Consider the following 22,886-nt stretch of genomic DNA (forward strand, 5'->3'; position numbering starts at 1 on the left):
TCAAACTTCATACATATGGAGGCTCCATTAACATCCGCCATTCAACCCGGTGTTTCCCTGGACATTAAGGGATACGAAGCCGCCGGTGGCTACCAGGCGCTGCGCAAGGTCTTGCAGCAAATGACCCCGCAGGAGGTAACGGCGCTGGTAAAAGAGTCGAACCTGCGCGGCAGGGGCGGTGCGGGTTTCAGCACCGGTATGAAATGGAGCTTTGTGCCCATGGATATGGAAGGCCCCAAATACCTGGTGGCCAATGCCGATGAAATGGAGCCCGGCACCTTTAAGGACCGCTGGCTGCTGGAAGGCAATCCCCACCAGTTGATAGAAGGCATGATCATCAGTGCCTACGCCATCCAGGCCGGCATCTCCTTTGTATTCCTGCGCTGGGCGTATAAAGAAGCGGCGCGGGAAATACGCCGGGCCATCAGCGAAGCCTATGCTGCCGGCTACCTGGGCCGTAATATACTGGGTAGCGGCTTTGACCTGGAAATGCACCTGCACACCGGTGTAGGCCGCTACATGTGCGGGGAGGAAACCGCGCTGCTCAACTCACTGGAAGGAAGGCGGGCGGTACCGCGCGCCAAGCCCCCATTTCCGCAGATCAGCGGTTTGTTTGGCCGGCCTACCATCGTCAATAATGTAGAGACCCTATCGTACATCCCGCATATTGTGAGCAAAGGCGTGGCCTGGTTCCAGGGACTGAGCCGTACCGGCGACGGGGGTACGAAAATATACGGCGTCAGCGGACGGGTGAACAAGCCCGGCGCCTGGGAATTGCCGATGGGCGTTACCATGCGGGAGCTGCTGGAGGAATATGCCGGCGGTATGCAGCACGGCTACCGGTTCAGGGGCGCCCTGCCGGGCGGCGCTTCCACGGATTTTCTTACGGATGCGCACCTGGATACGCCGATGGACTTTACCGCCGTGGCGGCTGCCGGCAGCCGCCTGGGCACCGGCACCATGGTAGTGCTGGACGACCATACCTGCCCGGTGGGCTTCGTGCATAACCTGGAGCATTTCTTTGCGCAGGAGTCCTGCGGGTTCTGTACGCCCTGCCGCGAAGGGCTGCCCTGGACCGAAAAGATATTATATGCCCTGGAGCAGGGGCAGGGAACAGCAGCGGACCTGGAGCAACTGGACCTGCACACCCGCCTCCTGGGACCGGGCAATACCTTCTGCGCGCTGGCGCCGGGGGCTATGGAGCCGCTGCAAAGCGCGCTTAAATATTTCAGGGAAGATTTTGAGCAACATGTTCACGAAAAAAGATGTCCTTATGGCAACCATACATATTGACGGCAAATCATACGAAGTAAAGGAAGGCAGGAACCTGCTGGAAACCTGCCTGTCGCTGGGCCTGGACCTGCCTTATTTTTGTTGGCACCCGGCCCTGGGATCCGTGGGCGCCTGCCGGCAATGCGCCGTAAAAAGCTTTAAAGACGGGCAGGATACCAAAGGGAAGCTGATCATGTCCTGCATGGAGCCGGTAAAGGACCAGTTGCGTATATCCATCAGCGATAAAGAGGCTGCGGCTTTCCGCGAGCAGGTGATCGGCTGGCTGATGACCAACCACCCCCACGATTGCGCGGTATGCGATGAAGGCGGTTCCTGCCACCTGCAGGATATGACAGTAATGACCGGCCACAGCTACCGGAACTATCATTTCACCAAACGTACCTACAAGAACCAGTACCTGGGCCCTTTCCTGAACCATGAAATGAACCGCTGCATCCAGTGCTACCGCTGCGTGCGCTTTTACAAGGACTTTGCCGGCGGTAAGGATATGGATGTATTTGCCGCGCATAACCACGTGTATTTTGGCCGGCACCAGGACGGCGTGCTGGAGAGCGAGTTTAGCGGCAACCTGGCTGAAGTGTGCCCCACCGGCGTGTTTACAGACAAGACCCTGCAGCACCACTATACCCGCAAATGGGATATGACCTATGCGCCTTCCGTATGCCAGGGCTGCGGCCTGGGCTGCAACATCATTGCCGGCGAGCGCTATGGCTCCCTGCGCCAGATCACCACCCGCTACAACGGGGCGGTGAACGGTTATTTCCTCTGCGACCGGGGCCGCTACGGCTACGAGTTTGTGAACAGTCCCCGCAGGATCAAAGAGGTGGCTATCCGCGGGCTGACAGATACGGCGATCGACACCAACACCGCCCTGCAATACCTGCAGGACAAATGCAAGCCCGGCCGCACGATCGGGATCGGGTCCCCGCGGGCTTCCCTGGAATCCAATTTCGTGCTGCAGCAACTGGTAGGGCCGGACCATTTCTACCTGGGCGTATCCGATACGGAGCATGACCTGGTATCGCTGGCCCTGAAAATATTGCGGCAGGGCCCTGTGCGCACGCCTTCCATGCAGGAGGCCGCCGCTGCAGATGCCGTGCTGATACTGGGCGAAGACCTGCTGAATACCGCGCCCATGCTGGCGCTGTCCGTCAGGCAGGCAGTGCGCCGGCAGCCGGCGCAGGAGGCCATGCATACGGCGCACGTGCTGAGCTGGCAGGATGCCGCCGTGCGGGAAGCGATGCAGGACAAACACGGTCCCTGTTTTATCCTGCATGTGCAGCCTACCAAACTGGATGAAATAGCTACCGGCGCGTATCATACTGCGCCCGACAATATTGCCCGTATAGGCTTTGCCGTTTGCCGGCTGCTGAAAGCCCCGGTACCGGAAGTGAAGGACCTCACGGAGCAGGAACAGCAACTGGCGCAGCAGATCGCGGATGCGCTGATGGCGGCGGAGCGCCCGCTGGTGATTGCCGGCTATGGCAGCGGCTGCGAAGGAGTGCTGCGCGCTGCCGCCAATATAGGCCGCGCTTTGCACGACAGCGGCAAGCCGGCCATGCTGGCCCTCACCACGCCGGAGTGCAACAGCATGGGCCTGGAAATGCTGGGCGGCCATCGCCTCGAATCCGCTATTGATGCAGTAGTGAACGGGGAGGCGGATACGGTGATCGTGCTGGAGAACGACCTGTACCGCAGGCTGGACAAGCCCGTAGCGGACCGTTTTCTGAAGCACTGCCGCGAACTGGTGCTGCTGGACCACCTGTATAATGCCACGGCGGAAATGGCTACCGTGCTGCTGCCAGGGGGCACCTTTGCAGAGTCGGACGGTACCCTGGTGAATAACGAGGGAAGGGCGCAGCGCTTCTTCCAGGTGTTTACGCCGCCGGGCGCCATACAGGAAAGCTGGCGCTGGCTGCTGATGCTGGCTGCGGCAACGGGCAACGAACGCCTGAAGCACATGGCGTACCTCGACGACATTACCCGGGCCATTGCCCAGCGCCTGCCCGCCTTTGCCGGTATTGAACGGCTGACGCCACCGGCGGATTTCCGCATCGCCGGGCAGAAGATACCCCGGGAGCCGCACCGTTACAGCGGCAGAACCGCCATGCTGGCCGATGTGAACGTCAGCGAGCCCAAGCCCCCGGAAGATGAGGACACCGCTTTGTCCTTTACCATGGAGGGCTACCGCGGGGAACCGCCTTCCTCTATGATCCCCTTTTTCTGGTGGCCGGGCTGGAACTCCGTGCAGTCTATCAACAAATTCCAGGTAGAAACCGGCGGGCCGCTGCATGACGGCGATCCGGGCAAACGGCTGATAGAGCCGGGCAGCAACGGGCAGCACGGCTACTTCATGGACGCGCCGGAACATTTTGTGCCACTGGCGGGGCACCTGCTCCTCATTCCCCTGTACCATATTTTCGGGTCGGATGAGCTGAGCGTGCATACGCCGGCGGTGGCGGAGCGGATGCCGGCGCCCTACATCATGCTGTGCCCGGAAGATGCGCAGCGGTACCAGGTGGCGGAAAACCACCAGTTGCAAATTGCCATTGACGGCCATCCCTATACGCTGACCGTGAAATTGAACCCGGCCATGCAGAAAGGCATCGCCGGTGTGCCGGCGGGAATGCCGGGGATAGGAATTTCAGAAACGCCTGTTATAGCGAAGATTTGAAGTAAGAAGTATGAAGTAAGATGATTGAAGCGTAACTCTTCCTTCCTACTTCCTACATCTTACTTCCTACATCAAAATTCAACACTATGAATACTGGACACTACTGGTTAGTAATAGGCGGCGTACTGTTCGTACTGCTGAATACCGCAGCCGGCCTGATATGGCTGGAGCGCCGCATGCTGGCGTTGTGGCAGGACCGTTATGGCCCTAACCGGGCCGGCCCTTTTGGCCTGCTGGTAGTGCTGGCGGACACCATCAAGCTGTTCTTCAAGGAGGACTGGATACCGCCGTTTGCAGACAAGGTGGTGTTTGTGTTTGCGCCGGCAGTGGTGGTGGCCAGCGTGCTGATGAGCTTTACGGTAATACCATTTGCGCCCAATGTAGTGGTGGCGGATTTTAATGTGGGGCTGCTGTTCTTCCTGGCCATGTCCTCCATGGGCGTGTACAGCATTGTGCTGGGCGGCTGGGCCTCCAATAACAAGTATGCCTTGCTGGGCGCCATGCGCGGCGCTTCGCAGATGATTAGTTATGAAGTGTTCATGGGCCTGTCGCTGATGGGCGTAGTGGTGCTGAGCGGCTCCTTTAACCTGCGGGAGATCGTGGAAGCGCAGCGGGGCGGCTGGTACATCCTGCCGCAATGCATCGGTTTCCTGATCTTCTTCATAGCGGGCATTGCGGAAACGCACCGCCTGCCCTTTGATATACCGGAAGCGGAAAGTGAGCTGGTGGCTGGTTTTCACGCCGAGTATTCCGGCATGAAGTTCGGCATGTTCTTCATCGGCGAGTACATGGGCATTACGCTGATCTCCGCTATGGTGGTCACCCTGTATTTTGGCGGCTGGCTGGGGCCTGCGTTTCTGCCGCCGGTGATCTGGTTTGTGCTGAAAACGTTCGTGTTCATCATGCTGTTCATCCTGCTGCGGGCTTCCATGCCGCGCCCGCGTTATGACCAGTTGATGGAATACGGCTGGAAGATATTGTTCCCGTTATCATTGGTGAATTTGATGGTAACGGCGGCGATAAAATTAATTAGCAATGAATAATTAATAATTAATAATACTCGTAACACGCTTGCTTCAATGGAACCTAGATGTGCCGATTATTAATTATTAATTCTTAATTATTAATTCTAAAACGTAGTTAAGATGTTTAGCCTCTTGCGTAGTATGTGGCTGGTGTTCCTGCATATGTTCCACAAGCGGGAAACATACCAGTACCCGGAACAAAAAGCGCCTTTGCCGGCGCGCTGGCGCGGGCGTATCGCGCTTACCCGCGACCCCGACGGAGGAGAGCGTTGTGTAGGCTGCTACCTCTGCGCTGCTGCCTGCCCGGTGGACTGTATTTCCCTGCAGGCCACGGAAGCGGAGGACGGGCGGCGTTACCCGCTGTTCTTCCGGATCAATTTTTCACGCTGCATCTTCTGCGGCTTCTGTGAAGAGGCTTGTCCTACCTACGCCATACAATTGCTGCCGGATTATGAAATGGCGGAGTACAACCGGCAAAACCTGGTGTATGAAAAGGAGGACCTGCTGATCAACAGCGAAGGAAAATATCCCGGCTACAATTATTACCGGGTGGCCGGCATGGCCATCCAGGGAAAGGACAAAGGACAGGCCGAGCAGGAAGAGCCGCCCGTAGATATTAAAAGCCTGTTGCCGTAATGAATTAAAAATTAATAATTAATAATGAATAATTAATAATAATGGACCTTACTTTTTATATCGCTGCCGCTATTGCCGTGTTCTCTACCGTTATGGTGGTCACCCGGTTCAATATCATGCATGCGCTGCTGTACCTGATCGTATCGCTGTTGTCCGTAGCGGTGATCTTTTACCTGTACGGCGCCCCGTTCATGGCGGCGCTGGAGATCATCATTTACGCCGGGGCCATTATGGTGCTGATCATCTTTTTTGTGATGATGCTTAACCTTGGACCGGAAACGGCGCGGCAGGAAAAGGAGTGGCTGCGCCCCGGCATGTGGCTGCTGCCGGCGCTGTTGTGCGCGGTATTGCTGGGAGAGCTGGTATACCTTATTGCGCAGAGCAAAACACCCGTCACCGGTATTACGCCAGTGCCGCCCAAGGAAGTGGGCCGCAGCCTGTTCGGGCCGTACATACTGGCCGTGGAGCTGAGCGCGCTGTTGCTGATGGCCGGCATCGTGGGCGCCTATCACCTGGGCCGGCAAAAGAAAAAGATCTTACACCGTTTCTTTGAAAGTAATGCATCATGATGAACATACATCCAACCACCGCGGGCATGACACTGGCCGGTATCCTCTTTGTGCTGGGCCTGATCAGCATACTGATACGCCGCAACCTGATCTTTATGCTGCTGTCCGTTGAGATTATGCTGAACGCGGCAGGACTGGCTTTTATCGTTGCTTCTTCGCACTGGGCGCAGCCGGACGGGCAGGTGATGTTCATGTTCATACTGGCCATGGCCGCCGCGGAGGTGTCCGTAGGGCTGGCGCTGATCCTGCAGCTTTTTCACCAACTGAAAACACTGGACAGTGATGAAGCGAGCAGGATGAGAGGATGAATGATGTAGGAAGTAGGAGGTAGGAAGTAAGAAGTAAGATGGAAGTGCTTCGCTCCAGGCATCTTACATCTTACTTCTGACCTCAAAATTTCAACATTAAATTACGTGACATGCTATACTTAATACCGGCGCTCCCATTCTTTTCAGCACTGCTGCTCATACTTGGCTGGCGTACGTTTAGTCGTACCACCGTTTCCGTTATCGGTTGCGGAAGTATTGGCATATCTGCGCTGATCACCCTGGCGCAGGGGTGGCAGTTCCTGCAATCGGGTCATGACAGCATGGTGCAGCACTTGTGGACCTGGGTACAGTCGGGCAGCTTTAACGCCGGTATGGACCTCCGGCTGGACGCCCTCTCGCTGGCATTCGTGTTCGTGATCACCTTCGTTGGATTCCTGATCCATGTATACTCTACCGGCTATATGGCGGACGATGCGGATTACGGCCGCTTCTTTGCCTGCATGAACCTGTTCGTGGGCGCCATGCTGATGCTGGTGCTGGCGGATAACCTGCTGCTGCTGTACCTGGGATGGGAAGGTGTGGGCCTTTGCAGCTACCTGCTGATCGGTTTCTGGTATAAGGACCCTGCCAACGGGTATGCGGCCCGCAAGGCGTTCATTGTAACCAGGGTAGGGGACACGGCGATGGCCATTGCCCTGTTCATGCTGTTCCAGTATACCGGCAGCCTGCAAATATCCTCCATACTGGAAAAGGCCCCGGGCATGTGGACCACCGGTCATGCTACCGTGGTGCTGATCGCTTTCCTGCTGCTGGGCGGCGCTGTCGGCAAATCGGCGCAGTTGCCGCTGCAAACCTGGCTGCCGGATGCCATGGCCGGCCCCACGCCGGTGAGCGCGCTGATACATGCCGCCACCATGGTCACGGCCGGGGTGTACCTGGTAGCCCGCACCAATGTGCTGTTTGACCTGGCGCCTGCCGCGCAGACCGCGGTAGCGGTGGTGGGGGCGGCCACCTTGTTGCTGGCCGGCTGCAGTGCGCTGGTGCAAAAGGATATCAAGCGGGTGCTGGCTTATTCCACCATCAGCCAGATAGGCTATATGTTCCTCGCTTTGGGCGTAGGTGCGTGGTCGGCGGCTATCTTTCATTTTGTAACGCATGCATTCTTCAAGGCGCTGCTGTTCATGGGGGCGGGCGCGGTGATCGTGGCGCTGCATCATGAGCAGGATATGTTCAAGATGGGCGGGTTGCGCAAGTCATTGCCCGGCGTGTTCCGGGTATTCTTAATTGGTTCTGCTTCCCTGGCGGCCCTTCCTTTCATTACTTCCGGCTTTTACAGCAAGGACCAGATCGTGTGGCTGGCCTGGTCGTCTGCAAAGGGACATACGGCGTATTGGGTGATCGCCCTGGCCGGGGCCTTCCTGACGGCTATGTATACTTTCCGCATGGTGTTCCTCACATTTTACGGTTCCTACCGGGGGCATGCCGCGCCGCATACGCCGGGCAGCAGCATGATGATACCGCTTTACATACTGGCCTTCCTTAGTACGGTAGCCGGTTTTGTGGAGCTGCCGCATACGCTGGGGCACGTGACCCTGTTCAGCGACTTCCTGCAGCCCATATTGCCGGCGGTGCAAATGCTGCAGGAATCTACGGCGCTGGAATGGACCTCGCAACTGCTGGCGGCGGGCCTTACTTTCCTGGGCATCTACATTGCCTGGGTATGGGTGATACAGCAGCCGGACGGCATGCGGCGTTTCGCGGAAATGCCTTTTATGCAGTGGCTGCGGGGCTTCTGGTACAAGGGCTGGGCATTTGACGAACTGTATAACGAGCTGCTGGTGCGGCCCTTTGTACGTACGGCCCGCCTGAACCGGCGCGACCTGGTAGACAAGGTGTACACCACCCTGGCCCGTGTAACGGAATGGTGCCATGATGCGCTGGCCCGCACGCAAAGCGGCCTCCTGCGCTGGTACATTATGGGCGTGCTGATAGGCGCCGTGCTGATACTGAGTGTGCTGATCTGGAGAATTTATATTTAAAATACACTGAAATGATCTTGTTATATATCATACTGATCCCGGTGCTGGGCGCTTTGCTGTCCTGGCTGACAGCAGCCAGGAACACTGCGCTTTGTCGCTGGATAGCCCTGTGCAGCCTGCTGCTGGACCTGGGGATCGTAACGGCGATATGGCTGGGCAACGGCGCTGCGGAAAACGGCTGGCTGTACCACCTGCAGGCGCCGTGGATCCCGCAGTTCGGCATCAGCCTGCACCTGGCCATGGACGGGCTGAGCCTGGTGATGCTGGCGCTTACCTTTTTCCTGGGCGCGCTGGCGGTGCTGATCTCCTGGCGGGAGATCACCACAAAAACAGGGTTCTTTCATTTCAACCTGCTGTTCGTGATCACGGGCATTGCCGGCGTTTTCCTGACCATGGACCTTTTCCTGTTCTATTTCTTCTGGGAGGTGATGCTGATACCCATGTACTTCCTGATCGGCATATGGGGGCATGAGCGCCGGGAATACGCCGCCTACAAATTCTTCATCTTTACGCAGGCGGGCGGGCTGCTGATGCTGCTGTCCATACTGGCGCTGTACTTTGTGCACGCCAGTAACACCGGCGTATACACGTTCAATTATTTCGAGCTGCTGAACACCCCCATGGAACGTACCCTGGCCATGTGGCTGATGCTGGGCTTCCTGGTGGCTTTCCTGGTAAAGCTGCCCGCGGTGCCTTTCCATACCTGGCTGCCGGATGCACATACAGAAGCGCCCACGGCCGGCAGCGTAGTACTGGCGGGGCTGTTGTTGAAAACGGGGGCTTATGGCATTTTACGTTTTGTATTACCCCTATTCCCCGCAGCATCCCAGGAGTTCGCGCCCTGGGCCATGCTGCTGGGGGTGGCGGGCATCCTCTACGGCGGACAACTGGCGTTTGCGCAGCCGGATTTTAAGCGCCTGATCGCCTATACGAGCGTAAGCCATATGGGCTTTGTGTTGCTGGGCGCCTTTGCCTTCAACGAGCTGGCCTACCAGGGCGTAGTGATGCAGATGATCACGCACGGCATCAGCACCGGCGCGCTGTTCATGCTGGCCGGCGTATTGTATGAGCGCATCCATACCCGCGAGCTGAGCCGCATGGGCGGCCTGTGGCCGGTGCTGCCGGGCATGGGCACCGTGACCATGATATTTGTGATGGCCTCCCTGGGGCTGCCGGGGCTGGGCAATTTCATCGCGGAGTTCCTGGTGCTGCTGGGCAGTTGGCAGGCCAACCGCTTACTAACGGTGCTGGCTGCACTGGGACTGGTAGTAGCCACGGTATATTCCCTGCGCATTATGCAGAAAGTTTTCTTCGGGCAAACGGAGCGGCAGTACACCCTGCCGGACCTGGGCCTGCGCGAGTGGCTGATTATGGCCCCGCTGGTGCTGGTGATCCTTTGGCTGGGTGTATACCCGCAACCGGTGCTGAAAACAGTAACGCCGAACACGGAAAATGAAAGCGTAAAGCAGAAAGCTGAAAGCAAAAAGCCGACCGCAGGGAATTTATTCGCGCCAAACAGCTTTCAGCATAAAAAACAACCGTTATGACATTCAACGATCTTTTAAGCCTGGGACCTTTGCTGAACATTGCCGGCGCATCCGTACTGGCCATGCTGCTGGTGGCCATCTGGCGCAATCACCGGCTGGTATATTATTTTACCGTGCTGGCCTACCTGCTGGCGCTGATGTCTGTAGTGCCCGTAGCCAGGCTGCTGCCGCATGAAATACCCCCGCTGGTGGTGATTGACCTGTTTGCGCTGTTCAACAGCGGCGCCATTGTGGGGTCGGGGCTGATCATTGTACTATTGTCCTACAACTATTTCGAGGAGCGGGAGGAGCGCAAGGAAGAATATTACCTGCTGCTGCTGCTGGCTACGGCGGGGGCGCTGGTGCTGGTGATCAGCCGGCACTTCATGTCGCTGTTCCTGGGGCTGGAAATGTTGAGCATCAGCCTGTACGGGCTGATTGCGTACCTGCGTGCACGGGAGCGCTCCGATGAAGCCGGCATCAAGTACCTGATACTCGCCGCCTTATCCTCCGCTTTCCTGCTGTTTGGCATGGCGCTGGTATACGGCTTTACCGGGCATATGGATTTTCCCGGCATCGGCGCTTACCTGCGGGAGACGGAAACCCTGCCGGTATCCGTGATCGCGGGTTTCGGGCTGATGCTGATCGGCATCGGGTTCAAGCTGGGCGTAGTGCCGTTCCATATGTGGGCGCCGGACATTTACGAGGGCGCGCCGCTGCCGGTAACAGCCTTTGTGGCCACCATCTCCAAGGGCGGCGTGCTGGTGCTGCTGATCCGGTTTTACCAGGACGTTAATGGGAAGGAATACACGATGCTGTGGTGGATCATGGCCATTATCGCGGTGATCTCCATGTTTGCCGGCAACTGGCTGGCCCTTACGCAGCAGAACATCAAGCGCCTGCTGGCCTATTCATCTATCGCACACCTGGGGTACCTGCTGGTGGGCTTCCTGTCGGGGGCGCAGTCGGGGCTGGAAGCCATCGCCTTTTACCTGGTGGCGTATTTTGTGACCAGCATCGGGGCTTTCGGCGTGCTGATCGTGATGAGCAGCAGCGTGCAGGATGCGGAAACCGTGGAGGACTACCGGGGCCTGTTCTGGCGCTATCCCTGGGTAGCGCTGGTATTTACCGTGATGCTGCTGTCCCTGGCCGGCATACCGCTTACGGCGGGGTTTATCGGCAAGTTCTATATCGTGATGGCCGGCGTGGACGGGGAACGCTGGTTCCTGCTGATCATGCTTGTCATTAACAGCGTAATAGGTCTGTACTATTATATCCGTATTATCGCTATGATGTTCCGCACTTCGGAAACGCCCCTGCGCACTTATATCAAGCCGGCCCTGCCCCTGGCGGGCAATATAACCCTGGGCCTGCTGGTAGTGGTGCTGATAGGGTTGGGCGTGTATCCCACCCGCATGATGCAATTGATCCAGGAGATGATGACGCTGATCAAATGAGGTGCTAACGGTAATGTTTATGCGCCAGTAATGCCACCGGCAACCCGATCATGACCATGAGGATGGCCATGCCGAGCAGGGAAGGCCCCAGGCGCAGCGGCGCCTGCGGAAACCCGGACAGGGGCAGCACCACCAGGTTCATGATCATCCATACCAGGATGCCGTACAGCAGCCCGTTCAGCACGGGGTATCTTTTCAGGAAAGGCAGGTGGGGGTAAACCAGGAAATAGCCGGCGGTAAAAGCGAATGCAATGATATAGTGGAAGAGCAGCCCGGTTAGCACCATAGCGGTTCCACCGGAAAAGGCCTGCCGCCCGAACACGCCGCTGGCAATGCCCTGCAGCAGGCGGGCGGCCGTTACTTTGTGCAGGATGACCGCGTATACGATAACAGCGGTCAGTATATCCAATGTGCCGGCTATTAGCCCGGTTCTTGCAATAGCGCCTGGAAGGGATAATGACATATGATCAGGTTTTAAAACAGCATGGTTCCCGTGCGGATCCAGATTTTGTTGTGAGTGCAGGTGGTTACCCGCTCCCATGTTCCCCCAACACCTGGCGGAAGGAGAGATGTTGAGGGCATTGACTGTTTTACCGTACAAAAGTAAGGAACCATCGCTGCTGCCGGCCGGCAATTCAACCGGGAACAGGGCAGGGTGTCCGTAAGGCAGGTTGAAGGGCCGGTAAGGCATTGGGCCGCTGCAAAGCGACGGTGGTTGGTTGGAAACGGTCAGCGGGATACCAGGTGCTGCCCGGTGCCGGCAAATATGATCCCGTCAATATCTTCTATAGTGCTGACGCTTAACAGTGATGCGAACTGCATAGGGATGGGAGAGCACATCCAGGTGCCTCCTTTCAGTACAACCCCGAAGGCGGTATTTCCTATTGCTATCCTGTAGTATTTGTTTGCTTCGAGAAAGGAAAAACCAAGTTCAATAAGCCTTTCGGGTGTGATCGGTTCCATGTATTATATTTTTCGTAAATATAATAAGTTCCCGGGGAAGTATGCAGGAATATATTTAAATTACTGCTATGCAGCATGCTCAACATTCTTCCCACGAAACCCGGCCCCAGGCCCGCGCCATTGCAACCACCCCGGGGAGCGCCGGTAAATCAATGCCCGCCGTACTGCCCGGACCAGCGGTAGCACAATTGAAGCCAGCCACCTGGAAGCTGCTGGTCGTGATCAAAAAAAAGGACAAGGTGCTGAATAAAAAAATGGCAGATATTATTTATGATGATGAAACCAGTATTGCAGTAAGCGATATACAGCGGCAACTGGAAAATTTTGAGGGAGGCTTCTATCATGTGATCATGCATTACACAAGGGCAACCGCTACCAACAGTGCGGTCAAAAACAGCAATACAAAGATTGGACCGGACCAGATAAAGGCGAACGGCCAGTTTTTCCTGGCGGAGTTACAAATCGCGGATGACCGTGAAGTGTTGGAGCAGCTAAGGAATGAGAAAAAGGCAAGGCCACCGGAAGTAATAAAGAAAGCTGCCCTGCAAGGGATCATAGAGGCCCATGGATTTACCAGTATTGTTACCGCCAACCATATTGATAATGCCAGAAAGGACACCGGTGAGGAGAACAACGGCGTAAAAGAACAGCAGGTGCAACAGGTAATAGGCAAGACCTTGTTCATCGATCCTCTTTTCAGCCCCCCCGGAGCGGAAAACCAGTATCATGACATCCTTGCCAGACAAGGTGCAGCAGTATCCGCCAGTAACGTAGCAGGTTTCCCATTCTACCTGGTTGCTGGAAGCGGCGTTACGCTGGGTGTTCTGGCTGCCTGCGTTTATACCGATGAGGTGAATAGCCTGGGCGTTGCAGTAAAACACTATATACACATTGACCGGCCTGACAATGTACTGGAAGAGTAGGGGAGCTACGACTGTTCCAACACGCTTATCACCAGCTCCTTATAGCTCCTGCCAATGGGTATCTCCTTGCCGTTGATCTCCACATCCGTGGCGGTAAAGGCGTCTATCTTGTCTTTTGCCACAATAAAGGAGCGATGCACGCGCAGGAAATTGTTCCGGGCCAGCAGCTCTTCTATCTGCCCCAACTGGAATTTGGTGAGGATGCTTTTATCACGGGTCACAATACGGATGTATTCTTTCATGCTTTCGATATAGAGGATCTCGTCCAGGCATACCTTTACTCTTTTCTTGCTGACGTTAAAGAACAGGTGCGGCCTTTCGCGGGCGGCGGAAGCGGTATCCGGGGCAGGGGCCGGTGCGGTGGGCTGCTTCAGTTTGTTCACCGCCATGAGGAAGCGGCTGAACTCTATGGGCTTCAGCAGGTAATCCACCACGTTCAGCTCGTAGCCTTGCAGGGCATACTCCTGGTAGGCGGAGGTGATAATGACCTGGGGCGGGTTTTTAAGGGCTTTTACAAAGTCGAAGCCTTTCAGCTTGGGCAGGTGTATATCCAGGAAAACGAGGTCTATCGTTTCTTTTTGCAGCATTTCCATGGCATAGATGGCATCGCTGCAAACGCCTTTCAGCAGCAGGAAAGGCACCTGCCGGATATAATCTTCCAGCACTTCGGCCGCCAGCGGCTCGTCCTCCACGATGATACAGCTATATTTTTGCATGACTGTCCAGGTTGATGATGAGATGCACGCAGAAACGGTTGTGCCGGTTCTGCACTTCCAGTTTGTATTCCTTGTACATCAGCTCCAGTTGCCTTCTTACGTTGCCCAGCCCGATGTTGTCCGTAATGGCCTGCCCGTTGCCATTCTCGTTGGTGTTCTCGATGTGGAAGGTGAGCACGCCTTCCTGTAATTTCAGGTCAATATAAATAAAAGCGTCCAAACGGGATTCGCTAACGCCGTGCTTGAATGCATTTTCCACGAAGGGCAGCAACAGCAGGGGCGCCACAGGATAGGCGCCATTGTCCACGTCTTTCCGGAAAGTAATGCGGAGCCGTTCATTGTACCGGATCTTTTCCAGCTCCAGGTAATCGTCCAGCATCCTGATCTCGTCGGCCACGGGTATGAAGCGCTTGCCGGTTTCGTAAAGTATGAAGCGGAGCAGCTTGGACAGCTTCATGACGATCTCCGCGGTGTCGTCGGATTTTTTGCGGGCCAGTACATAGATGTTGTTCAGCGTATTGAAGAGAAAGTGCGGGTTGGTCTGGTTGCGCAGGTACTTCAGCTCTGTTTCCAGCTTTTCCTTTACCAGGTTCTTTTCCCGTTCCTTGCCTTTCAGTTGTACGCGGAGCAGGTGCAGGGTAACGGCGGTGCCGCTTACAAAGCCGGTATCCATCATGGACAGCAGCAGGGAAGAGGGATACAGCAAAGGTTTGGCCTGTAAAAGACCGTGATATATCTGCGGGTAGATGAAGTAGTTGAAGACGACCCTGTACAGGAACAGCGTGATGGCCAGCGCCACGGCTATTTTGACGGCTTCCAGCCAGGGCCGGCCGTTCTCCTGCAGTAACCGGGGCAGGGATGAATACATGACGAAATACGTGAACAGTATTTTGGGAACGCCCACCGCCACGGCGGCCTCCAGCGCCATCCTGAAACGGGTGGGCTCCGGGATGCCTGGCAGGGCCGGACCTACCCACAGGAATTCCAGCAGGGAGTCCTGGAGCAGGTACACCACCCAGAATAAAATATGCAGTAATAACCGTTTGACGTTCATGCGATCCAAAAATCGTAAAAAACACGGTTATTACTGCATAAAGGGAATGAATGACGGGTTGCGGCTGACGAAAAGCAGGAAATAATGTGCGGATGTGCAGATATGCAAATGTGCAGATGTAATGCGGCGAAGGAATGAATGGTCCATCATTTGCACACCTGCACATTTGCATATTCGCACATCAGTCATTCAGCTCCGCTACTGCTTCCAGCAACATGGCGCCACTGAGCTGGGTAGTAAGGTCCGTGGTGGTGGCCATGCTGGTCCAGTTGGTGCTGAAGAGCACCTGCGGACGGGAGGTGCCTTTGAGCCAGAGCGTTTCCGCGTTCAGTTGCAGGAAGCTGGTAAACTTCGATCTATCCGTGCTGCTGAGGTTACCGTCCGTTATCAGCAGCATGAGGTAGCGCACCAGGATGCCTTTGAACAGGCCGCCGTCGCCGCCGCCTTCATCCTTCAGGATATTGTTGCTGGTGAAATCGCCGCCCAGGGCGTTGTTGGCGGTCTTCAGCGCATCATTGAGGTAGCCCTGCTCGCCGGTGAGCTTGTACAGTTCTACGCCCGCGCCTATGAAAACGCCCTGGTTGTAGGTGAACCGCCAGTTCTTGTCTATGGCGCCGTTGCCTTCCCGGTTAATACCGTCCCATACCAGGCCGGTAGCGGGATCTACCAGGGTGTTTTTCTGCCACTGGTAGATCTTGCGGGCCCACTCCAGGTCCGCGGGGTCCTGGGTTACCTGGTACATGCGGCAGGCAATGATACAGGCAGGCGCATTGGCCGGCGTGTTCTTGTAGTTCCTGCTTTTGTCTTTGTTCCAGTGAATGCCGCCGCCCCAAACGTCGTCCCAGCCGCCTTTGATATCATTCCACAGCAGTTGTGCGGTGGTCTTATACCGGTCGTCGGCGGTGGTTTCAAAGGCGCGGAGGCAGGCCAGCGCCATCCACTCCATGTCATCGTAGAAATGATTGATGTAGGTGTCTCCGTTCTTTGCTTTCATTCCTTCCAGCAGCTCGCCCATGCGGGTCTTCACGTTGTCGTCCCCGCTGCGCAGGTAGGCGTCCGTGAGCAGGTCCAGCGCATGGGCATTGGGCCAGTAGTTGAACGTGTTGTCGCCGGCGTTGTTCTTGTTAAAATATTTTTCACTGGCATTATAGAAGTTGCCCAGCAGGGATGTGAGCGAAGAGTCCGCGATCAGCGGCCAGTCAAACTGGTAGACCGCTTTGCCCGCGCCGGGGCCGGGACCGTCATCTATCGGCTCTTTGAGGCAGGAACTGCAGCAGGCACTTACCAGCAGCATACAGGATATCAGTAAACGATGCGAAAAAGTCATATTCGGTTGTTTAGCGTAAAGCAATATTTACAGCACGATCACTTCGTGCGTGTAATTCTTGTCTGCCTGGAAATACACTTTTACATCACAGGCTTTGGTATCCACTTCGGTCATGAACTTGTAGCAGTAGTTCCAGCGGTCGTTGTTGGCAATGGGGCGCAGTTCCCAGAACGAAAGCGGCGTAGCGCTGGTAGGGCGGGAGTTGTCTGCATTGGAGCTGCCCCACCATTCTTCGCCGTCGGTGCCGTCGGCCGCTTTTACATTCAGGCGGAACTTGTAGCGCTCGTCGCGGCCCCATGATTCCTGCCTGAAGGTGATGGTCTGGTTGCTGGCCACAAAGGTGCCGTTGCCGGCATAGGAAAGGTCAAACAGGAATTTGTCGTCCGGCGCAAACCAAAGGCCCATGCCGGTGATCTCTGTAACGGTGGCGGAGGTGTTGTTGAAGTCCAGGCGCAGGCGGTACACTTTGGTGCCGGTATGCGTGGACTCGCCGCCTTCTTTCAGGATGGCGCCGTCGACGGAATAAGTGGTGGGCGTGCCGGTGGTGCGGTCCACGAAACGATAGGCGCCGTCCTTCAGGGAAGTATAGATCTCGAACACGCCGTTGCCGATGCTTTTCAGGCGCAGCGCATTGGCCAGGTCGGCCCCGCCTTCCGTGGCTTCGCCGGTGAGGTATACATCCACGGGTATTTCTGCAAAGCCGTTGGGCCTTTCCACTTCCAGCAGGCGGGTTTCTGCGGCCGGCTGCACGTTATAGCCTTTGGCAGCCAGCACGGTCCATTTGAGCTTACCAACGCCCAGGGCGGGAATGCCGGCGGCGCCGGCAATGCTGTTCAGCTCCTTGTGCGAGAGGGTGAGCGTGTTCTGCACGCCGCCGCCATCGGAGGTGTATTTGGCGACCGGGTTGGAGAAATCGCCGTCCTCCTTGTCAAAGGCTACTTCATACAATACCAGGGAGCCGTCTTCGGCGCGGGCCTGGTCCCATTCAAAGCTCACGGTAGCGCTGGTGGTAGGCTGCAGCTTTACGAACTTGTTGTCTACAGGAGCCGTGAGCCGGCCCACCGGCTGCAGGTTGGTGTTCAGCTTGTAATCGTCCTTCTTGCAGCCGTTCAGCAATATGCCCAGCATGAGCGGCAGCGCGGTAACTATGATGGCTATATGTTTGTTCATTGCTTGTAGGTTTTATGTGTGTGACCTGGAAAGCCTGGTTGCTTACCAGCCCTGGTTTTGTGAAAGGTTTTTGTTCTGGTCGCGCTCAAAGGTGGGCACCGGCCACAGGTAGTGCCTGGGTGCGGTAAAGCCCCGGTTCTCTACGATGATGTAGCCGTTAGGGTCCCGGTTAAAGGCGCCGGAAGTTACTTTAATGCCGCGCACCGGCCTGTTCATCACTTCGTCTGCGATCTCCCAGCGGCGGATGTCGAATATGCGCAGGCCTTCAAAGGCCAGCTCGGCCCTTCTTTCGCGGCGCACGATGGTGCGTAGCTGGGCCTGGCTGAGACCTGCATTGAACTCCGTGGCGGCGGCGTCGGTAAAGCCGGCGCGTACCCGCAGCGCGCGGATGGTCTGGTTCCATACGGCGGCATCCAACTGGCCCAGCTCATTTTTCGCTTCGGCATACATGAGCAGCACATCGGCATAACGGATGAGGACCAGGTTCAGGCCGGACTGGTAGTTGGTGGCGGCGCGGTCGTAGTATTTATAGAAATAGTAGCCGGTAGGCGAGGCGCCCTGGTCGTCCACGCTGTTGGTGGGCGGGTTGGAGCCGGGCTGCGTGAGAATCGTTTGCTCGTTGCCGTTCAGGTCTGTTACCGTGGAGCCATGATGCAGGATCGTGGCTTCAAAGCGGGGGTCCCGGTTGGTGTAGGGATCGTTCTCGTTGTAGCCGGAGCCGGGTTCGCTGACAGCTTTGCCGTTCAACATCACGTAATCGTCTACCAGGTCCTGGGTGGGCACCAGCACGCTCCGGAGCTGGGTGACCGTTTGCGGCATAAAGGAGCGCTGGCGGTCATAGGTGCGGCCGCCGCCGTACTGCAGGTCCAGGATCACTTCGCGGTTGTACTCGTTGGCCACGGTAAAAATGCTGCGGTAGTCCGACAGCAGGCCGTAAGTACCGTTCTCCGTGCTGTTGATGAGCAGCTCGCAGTCGCTGGCCGCCTGCTGCCATTCCCCGTTGTACAGGTGCACCCTTGCGCTGAGCGCTATAGCGGCGCCCCGGGTTACGCGGCCCCTGTCTTTCTCCTCGTACCCGCCGCCACCGCTGTAGCTGTTGACAGGCAGGTGGGGCCGGATGGCGGTAAGCTCGGATTGTACGAACTGCAGCACTTCGCCTTTGGCCGTGCGGCCAATGGTGCGGGACTCATCGATGGATATCTCGTTGGTGAAAAAGGGCACATCGCCGTACCAGGTGAGCAGCTCGAAATAGGCAAAGGCGCGTATAAAGCGGGCCTCGGCCACAATGCGGCGCTTGAGCGTGCTGTCCAGCGCAGGCACCTTGTCAATGTTCTCCGTAACGATATTGCACCTGCGGATGGTGGTGTAATAAAAGCCCCAGGTATCGGTGACCCGTGCATTGGAGGGATCATAGCCGCCGTTGGCAATGGCGGTCACGTTCTGGTAGCCGTTGCCATTCACGTAGGCATTATCGCTGAGCCCTTCATTGCCAAAGAAATAATCATCCTTGTACAGGTGCTCGTAGCAGGCGGAGAGCGCATCCAGCGCATCCTGTGCGTCCCGCCAGTAGGCCGTTTCCGTAAAGTCCCGCGTAATAGGCTGGTCCAGCTTTCGGCAGGAGAGTAGTAAGATGGCGGCGTATATTGTTAGAAAGAGTAATCGTTTCATTCGGTCTGGTTTTTATTTAAATGTTTCTGAAGTAAGAAGTATGAGGTATGACCTCAAAACTTCAAATCCAGTCCTACCGCAAAGGTGGCAGCATTCGGATAGTTACGCCCGGCAATAGGATTATAAGCGCTGTTGGCCAGCTTATCATCGTACTGCGTAAATTCCGGGTCCACGCCCAGCTCACGGAAGCGCTCCGGCATGATGGTAACCAGGTTCTGGCTGGTAAAGTAGATACGGGCGCTTTCAATGTTCACGGCGCCGCTCACGGAGCGGGGCAGCGTATAGCCTACCTGCAGGTTCTTGAGGCGCAGGTATTTGGTATCAAACATCCAGTAATCCGAATAAGCGAAGTTGTTCGCATTGGCCGTACCAATGGTCAGGCGCGGGTAGGAGGCGCCCGGGTTGGTGGGCGTCCAGCGGTCCAGGTGCTGCACAAAGGCATGGTCCTCGTTGTTGTGGAACGCTTCTACGATATCGCCGCGCAGGAACTGCGAGCGCTTGCCCACGCCCTGCCAGAACATGGTAAGGTCAAAATTGCGCCAGGTTACATTGTAGTTGAAGCCGAACGTATAACGGGGAAAGGGATTGCCGAATATATACCGGTCGTCCGCATCTATCACGCCGTCGCCGTTACGGTCTATATACCGGATATCGCCGGGCATTACCTGCTGGTTGTAGGCAAAAGGTACTTTGGGCGCGTTCTTGATATCGTCCAGGTTCTGGTACAGGCCGTCGGATCTGTAACCGAAATAGGAGGCGATGGGGAAACCCTCCCGGATGATGTAGGCGTAGTCGCTGCCGCGTATGGACTCCTGCCCGAATTTGATCACCTTGTTCAGGTTGTCGGACAGGTTAAAGCCAAAGGCGTGGTTAAAGCTGCCGGTGCGGGTACGGTAGGTAATGGACAGTTCCCAGCCCTTGTTATTCACTTCGCCTACATTCTCCAGCGGCGACTTTTCCAGGTCCGTGGTAACGCCCGCGGTGCCGGGCACGGTCTGGAACAGGTAGATGCCGGTGGTGTTCTTGTTGAAATAATCGAAGGAGGCGGACAGTTTGCCATCAAAGAAATCGGCATCCACGCCGTAGTTGATCATGGAAGATATTTCCCATTCCAGCAGATCGTTGTAAGTGGAGAAGGTAGCGCCGGTAACCGGGGCATTGTTAAAGGAATAATAGCCCTGGTTTAGGGTCACCCTCGCCAGGTAGTTGAAGCCCCCGATGTTGGAGTTGCCCACCTGTCCCCAGGAGAAACGGAACTTGAGGTTGCCGATATTATTCTTTATATATTCCATGAAGGTTTCGTCGGTAATGCGCCATCCCAGCGAGAAAGCGGGGAAGAACTGCCAGCGGTGGCCGGGCGCCAGCTTGGAGGAGCCATCGTAGCGCCAGGTAAACTCCGCCAGGTATTTATCATCATACACATAGTTCACGCGGCCAAACAGGGAGTTGAGCGCATACAGGTTCGGGTTCCTGATCTCGTTGTAGTCGCCCAGGCTGCCGTAATTGTAAGTGCCGTCCGGGTTGGGGCGGTAGCCGCCGCCAATGGCCCAGTCGTCATCCAGGTTGGTGGTGCCGAAACGGTCTGCCCGCAGGCCGTAGTTCTCGTTAATAGCATCGCTGCGCGCGCCCACCTGGCCTTTTACGTAGTGCCTGCCAAAGGTGTTCTCGTATTCGGCGGTGGCGTATACGTTGGTGTTCAGGTCCTTGTACTCCTGGTTGTGCAGCTCGTTATACAGCGGCGGGTTGGCGGTGGTGTAGTACGGTGCGTAGGTGAATTTGTTGACCCGGCGGATCTCGTTATTGATGTTATATACGCCGGAAGCATTAAAGTTCAGTCTTACATGCTTCACGGGCAGGATGGTCACATCCAGTCCGCCCATGAGGTTGTCCACTTCATTGAGCTTGTAACCGCCTTCCGCCAGTTGCGCAAATACACTGTTGCTGGTCAGGGGCGGCACCACCCAGTTGCCCAGGGAGTCTTTGATGGGCGTGGTGCGGGGCACGCGCATGGCGTCGCGCATCATGAGGCCCATGTCAAAGGGATGGGTACGGAAGTAGGATTTGGTATAGGCTACGTTGGCGGCCACTTTTACTTTCGGGCTGATGTCGATGCCGATATTGGCGCGGGCGTTGTAGCGTTTATAGTAGAACTTTTGATCGTCCGGCAGCCAGGAGTTCTGCAGCATGTTGCCCTGGTTCACGTATCCCAGGGAGAGGAGGTAGCTGCTGCTTTTGCCGCCGCCGGTCACGCTGAGGCTGTGGTTTTGCTGGGGCGTGGTGTTGCGGATCATTTCCTCCAGCATGGCGGGTTCGGAGCCCCGGTTATGCCAGTACTGTATCTCTTCGGAGGAGAACTGCGGCGTTTTACCGGAGTTCACCAGCGCTTCGTTCTTCAGGGTCATGTATTCCCATGCCTCCACCTGCCGGGGCAGGGTGGTAGGCGTTTGCCAGCCGTACATGCCGTTGTACTGCACGCTGGGCTTCTCATCCTTGTTCCCTCTTTTGGTGGTGATGTAGATCACGCCGTTGGCTGCCTGGGAGCCGTAGATGGCGGAAGAAGCGGCATCCTTCAGTACGGAAATGCTTTCCACATCATAAGGGTTGAGGTTCTGCAAACCGGTAGGGCCGGCCTGCACGCCGTCAATGATCACCAGGGGCGCATTGCCCGTAAGGCTGCCCACTCCGCGTATGTTGAGCGTGAGCTGCGCGCCCGGCTCCGCGGTGTTTTGCTGGATGGTGAGGTTGGGCGCCAGCCCCTGCAGCGCCTGGAACATATTGGCGCTGGGGCGGCTGGTAATGTCTTTGGTAGCCACCGTGCTGATGGCGGCGGTTACCTGCGCTTTTTTCTGCGTGGTATAGGCCGTCACCACGATCTCGCCCAGCTCCTTTGAGTCGGCGTTGAGCATGATGGTGAGATTAGTTCTGCTGTTGATCCCCACTTCGGCCGTTACGAACCCAACGGAAGAGCAGACCAAGGTACCATTGGCTTGCCCACTGGGGATCTTTAACGTAAAAAAACCCTGGTCGTTTGTAGTAGTGCCGATGGCAGCGTCTTTCAGGCGGACGTTCACGCCGGGGATGCCTTCGCCTTTATTGTCTACTACGCGGCCGTTGACGGTGAGCTCCTGCTGCTGCTGAAAACCGGCGGCAGGATTGGTTGCCCGGCGCAGGATGATCTTGTTGTCGATCAGCTCAAAGCTTACGTTGAGCGGGGAAAAGATCATCGGCAGCACTTCGGCGAGCTGTTTGTCCTTTACGTTCAGGGAGATCCTTTGAGCGGTTTTGATCAGGTCGTTGGAATACACGAACACGTAGGGCGTCTGCTGTTCGATCTTTTCCAGCACCTGGTCCAGGAATTCGTTCTTTACCTGCAGGCTCACGCGGTTTTCCAGCGGCGTGGCGTGTTCCTGCTGCTGCCGGTCCCTTTCCGGTGGCGGCATGCCATAGGCATAGGCTACCTGTGCTTTCACTTCCAGCATGTTCAGTAAGGCCATGCAGGCGACCAGCGGAAAGCACCACGAACGGAAAGAGGCATGCAAGCGCGCTAGTATGGATTTTGAATTCATAGCGTGGACTT

The 22,886-nt window shown here is 56.5% G+C and carries 18 protein-coding genes; 10 read left to right on the forward strand and 8 right to left on the reverse strand.

Translation table 11 applies throughout. The features are described from left to right. Window positions 1–15 precede the first annotated feature (15 nt). The 9 genes from nuoF to LX66_RS16095 all read left to right on the forward strand — a co-directional run bounded on the left by nuoF (window position 16) and on the right by LX66_RS16095 (window position 11,488). The gene (gene nuoF, locus LX66_RS16055; RefSeq protein ID WP_145715240.1) at window positions 16–1,293 is read left to right on the forward strand and encodes an NADH-quinone oxidoreductase subunit NuoF; all 1,278 of its coding nucleotides are present in this window, start codon (window positions 16–18) and stop codon (window positions 1,291–1,293) included. Next, window positions 1,274–3,967 (forward strand): NADH-quinone oxidoreductase subunit NuoG, encoded by a 2,694-nt coding sequence (gene nuoG / locus LX66_RS16060; protein WP_145715242.1) that lies wholly within the window; start codon window positions 1,274–1,276, stop codon window positions 3,965–3,967. Before nuoF ends, nuoG begins: the two co-directional genes overlap by 20 nt. An 86-nt stretch (window positions 3,968–4,053) precedes the next feature. After that, window positions 4,054–5,010 (forward strand): NADH-quinone oxidoreductase subunit NuoH, encoded by a 957-nt coding sequence (nuoH, locus tag LX66_RS16065; RefSeq protein ID WP_145715244.1) that lies wholly within the window; start codon window positions 4,054–4,056, stop codon window positions 5,008–5,010. A gap of 102 nt (window positions 5,011–5,112) precedes the next feature. After that, complete coding sequence (gene nuoI / locus LX66_RS16070) at window positions 5,113–5,628, forward strand: NADH-quinone oxidoreductase subunit NuoI (protein ID WP_145715246.1); 516 nt, start codon at window positions 5,113–5,115, stop codon at window positions 5,626–5,628. Window positions 5,629–5,669: 41 nt separating this feature from the next. After that, window positions 5,670–6,197, forward strand: a complete 528-nt coding sequence (gene nuoJ / locus LX66_RS16075) for an NADH-quinone oxidoreductase subunit J (RefSeq protein ID WP_145715248.1) — start codon at window positions 5,670–5,672, stop codon at window positions 6,195–6,197. Then, the gene (gene nuoK, locus LX66_RS16080; RefSeq protein ID WP_244620419.1) at window positions 6,194–6,505 is read left to right on the forward strand and encodes an NADH-quinone oxidoreductase subunit NuoK; all 312 of its coding nucleotides are present in this window, start codon (window positions 6,194–6,196) and stop codon (window positions 6,503–6,505) included. Before nuoJ ends, nuoK begins: the two co-directional genes overlap by 4 nt. 110 nt (window positions 6,506–6,615) lie before the next feature. Further along, entirely contained in the window at window positions 6,616–8,505 is a 1,890-nt protein-coding gene (gene nuoL / locus LX66_RS16085; RefSeq protein WP_145715251.1) for an NADH-quinone oxidoreductase subunit L, read from the forward strand. Between the two features lie 11 nt (window positions 8,506–8,516). Further along, window positions 8,517–10,052 carry an NADH-quinone oxidoreductase subunit M gene (gene nuoM, locus LX66_RS16090; RefSeq protein WP_145715253.1) on the forward strand — a complete coding sequence of 512 codons (1,536 nt, stop codon included), beginning with the start codon at window positions 8,517–8,519 and terminating at the stop codon, window positions 10,050–10,052. Continuing rightward, window positions 10,049–11,488 carry an NADH-quinone oxidoreductase subunit N gene (locus LX66_RS16095; protein ID WP_145715254.1) on the forward strand — a complete coding sequence of 480 codons (1,440 nt, stop codon included), beginning with the start codon at window positions 10,049–10,051 and terminating at the stop codon, window positions 11,486–11,488. The genes nuoM and LX66_RS16095 overlap by 4 nt, the downstream gene beginning before the upstream one ends. 4 nt (window positions 11,489–11,492) lie before the next feature. Here LX66_RS16095 and LX66_RS16100 read toward each other — a convergent pair whose 3' ends face one another. After that, a complete protein-coding gene (locus tag LX66_RS16100; RefSeq protein WP_145715256.1) occupies window positions 11,493–11,951 on the reverse strand; it encodes a DUF1440 domain-containing protein in 459 nt (152 codons plus the stop codon). A 266-nt stretch (window positions 11,952–12,217) separates the two neighbouring features. Further along, window positions 12,218–12,451, reverse strand: a complete 234-nt coding sequence (locus tag LX66_RS16105; RefSeq protein WP_145715258.1) for a hypothetical protein — start codon at window positions 12,449–12,451, stop codon at window positions 12,218–12,220. A 68-nt stretch (window positions 12,452–12,519) separates the two neighbouring features. Here LX66_RS16105 and LX66_RS16110 point away from each other — a divergent pair, with 68 nt between their 5' ends. Continuing rightward, window positions 12,520–13,374 (forward strand): hypothetical protein, encoded by an 855-nt coding sequence (locus LX66_RS16110; RefSeq protein WP_145715260.1) that lies wholly within the window; start codon window positions 12,520–12,522, stop codon window positions 13,372–13,374. Window positions 13,375–13,379: 5 nt separating this feature from the next. On the opposite strand, the gene LX66_RS16115 is transcribed toward LX66_RS16110, so the two are convergent. The 6 genes from LX66_RS16115 to LX66_RS16140 all read right to left on the reverse strand — a co-directional run bounded on the left by LX66_RS16115 (window position 13,380) and on the right by LX66_RS16140 (window position 22,875). Then, window positions 13,380–14,090, reverse strand: a complete 711-nt coding sequence (locus LX66_RS16115; protein WP_145715261.1) for a LytR/AlgR family response regulator transcription factor — start codon at window positions 14,088–14,090, stop codon at window positions 13,380–13,382. Next, the gene (locus LX66_RS16120) at window positions 14,077–15,144 is read right to left on the reverse strand and encodes a sensor histidine kinase (RefSeq protein ID WP_145715263.1); all 1,068 of its coding nucleotides are present in this window, start codon (window positions 15,142–15,144) and stop codon (window positions 14,077–14,079) included. The genes LX66_RS16115 and LX66_RS16120 overlap by 14 nt, the downstream gene beginning before the upstream one ends. A gap of 181 nt (window positions 15,145–15,325) precedes the next feature. Next, window positions 15,326–16,471, reverse strand: a complete 1,146-nt coding sequence (locus tag LX66_RS16125) for a glycoside hydrolase family 76 protein (RefSeq protein WP_145715265.1) — start codon at window positions 16,469–16,471, stop codon at window positions 15,326–15,328. 27 nt (window positions 16,472–16,498) lie between these two features. Continuing rightward, window positions 16,499–17,641, reverse strand: a complete 1,143-nt coding sequence (locus LX66_RS16130; RefSeq protein ID WP_145715267.1) for a SusE domain-containing protein — start codon at window positions 17,639–17,641, stop codon at window positions 16,499–16,501. A gap of 42 nt (window positions 17,642–17,683) precedes the next feature. Further along, window positions 17,684–19,309: a RagB/SusD family nutrient uptake outer membrane protein gene (locus tag LX66_RS16135; RefSeq protein ID WP_145715269.1), complete on the reverse strand. Its 1,626-nt coding sequence runs from the start codon at window positions 19,307–19,309 to the stop codon at window positions 17,684–17,686. Window positions 19,310–19,362: 53 nt separating this feature from the next. Beyond that, window positions 19,363–22,875 (reverse strand): TonB-dependent receptor, encoded by a 3,513-nt coding sequence (locus LX66_RS16140; RefSeq protein ID WP_145715271.1) that lies wholly within the window; start codon window positions 22,873–22,875, stop codon window positions 19,363–19,365. Window positions 22,876–22,886 lie beyond the last annotated feature (11 nt).

Source organism: Chitinophaga japonensis, from assembly GCF_007830125.1.
In the GTDB taxonomy this organism is placed as follows: Bacteria; Bacteroidota; Bacteroidia; order Chitinophagales; family Chitinophagaceae; genus Chitinophaga; species Chitinophaga japonensis.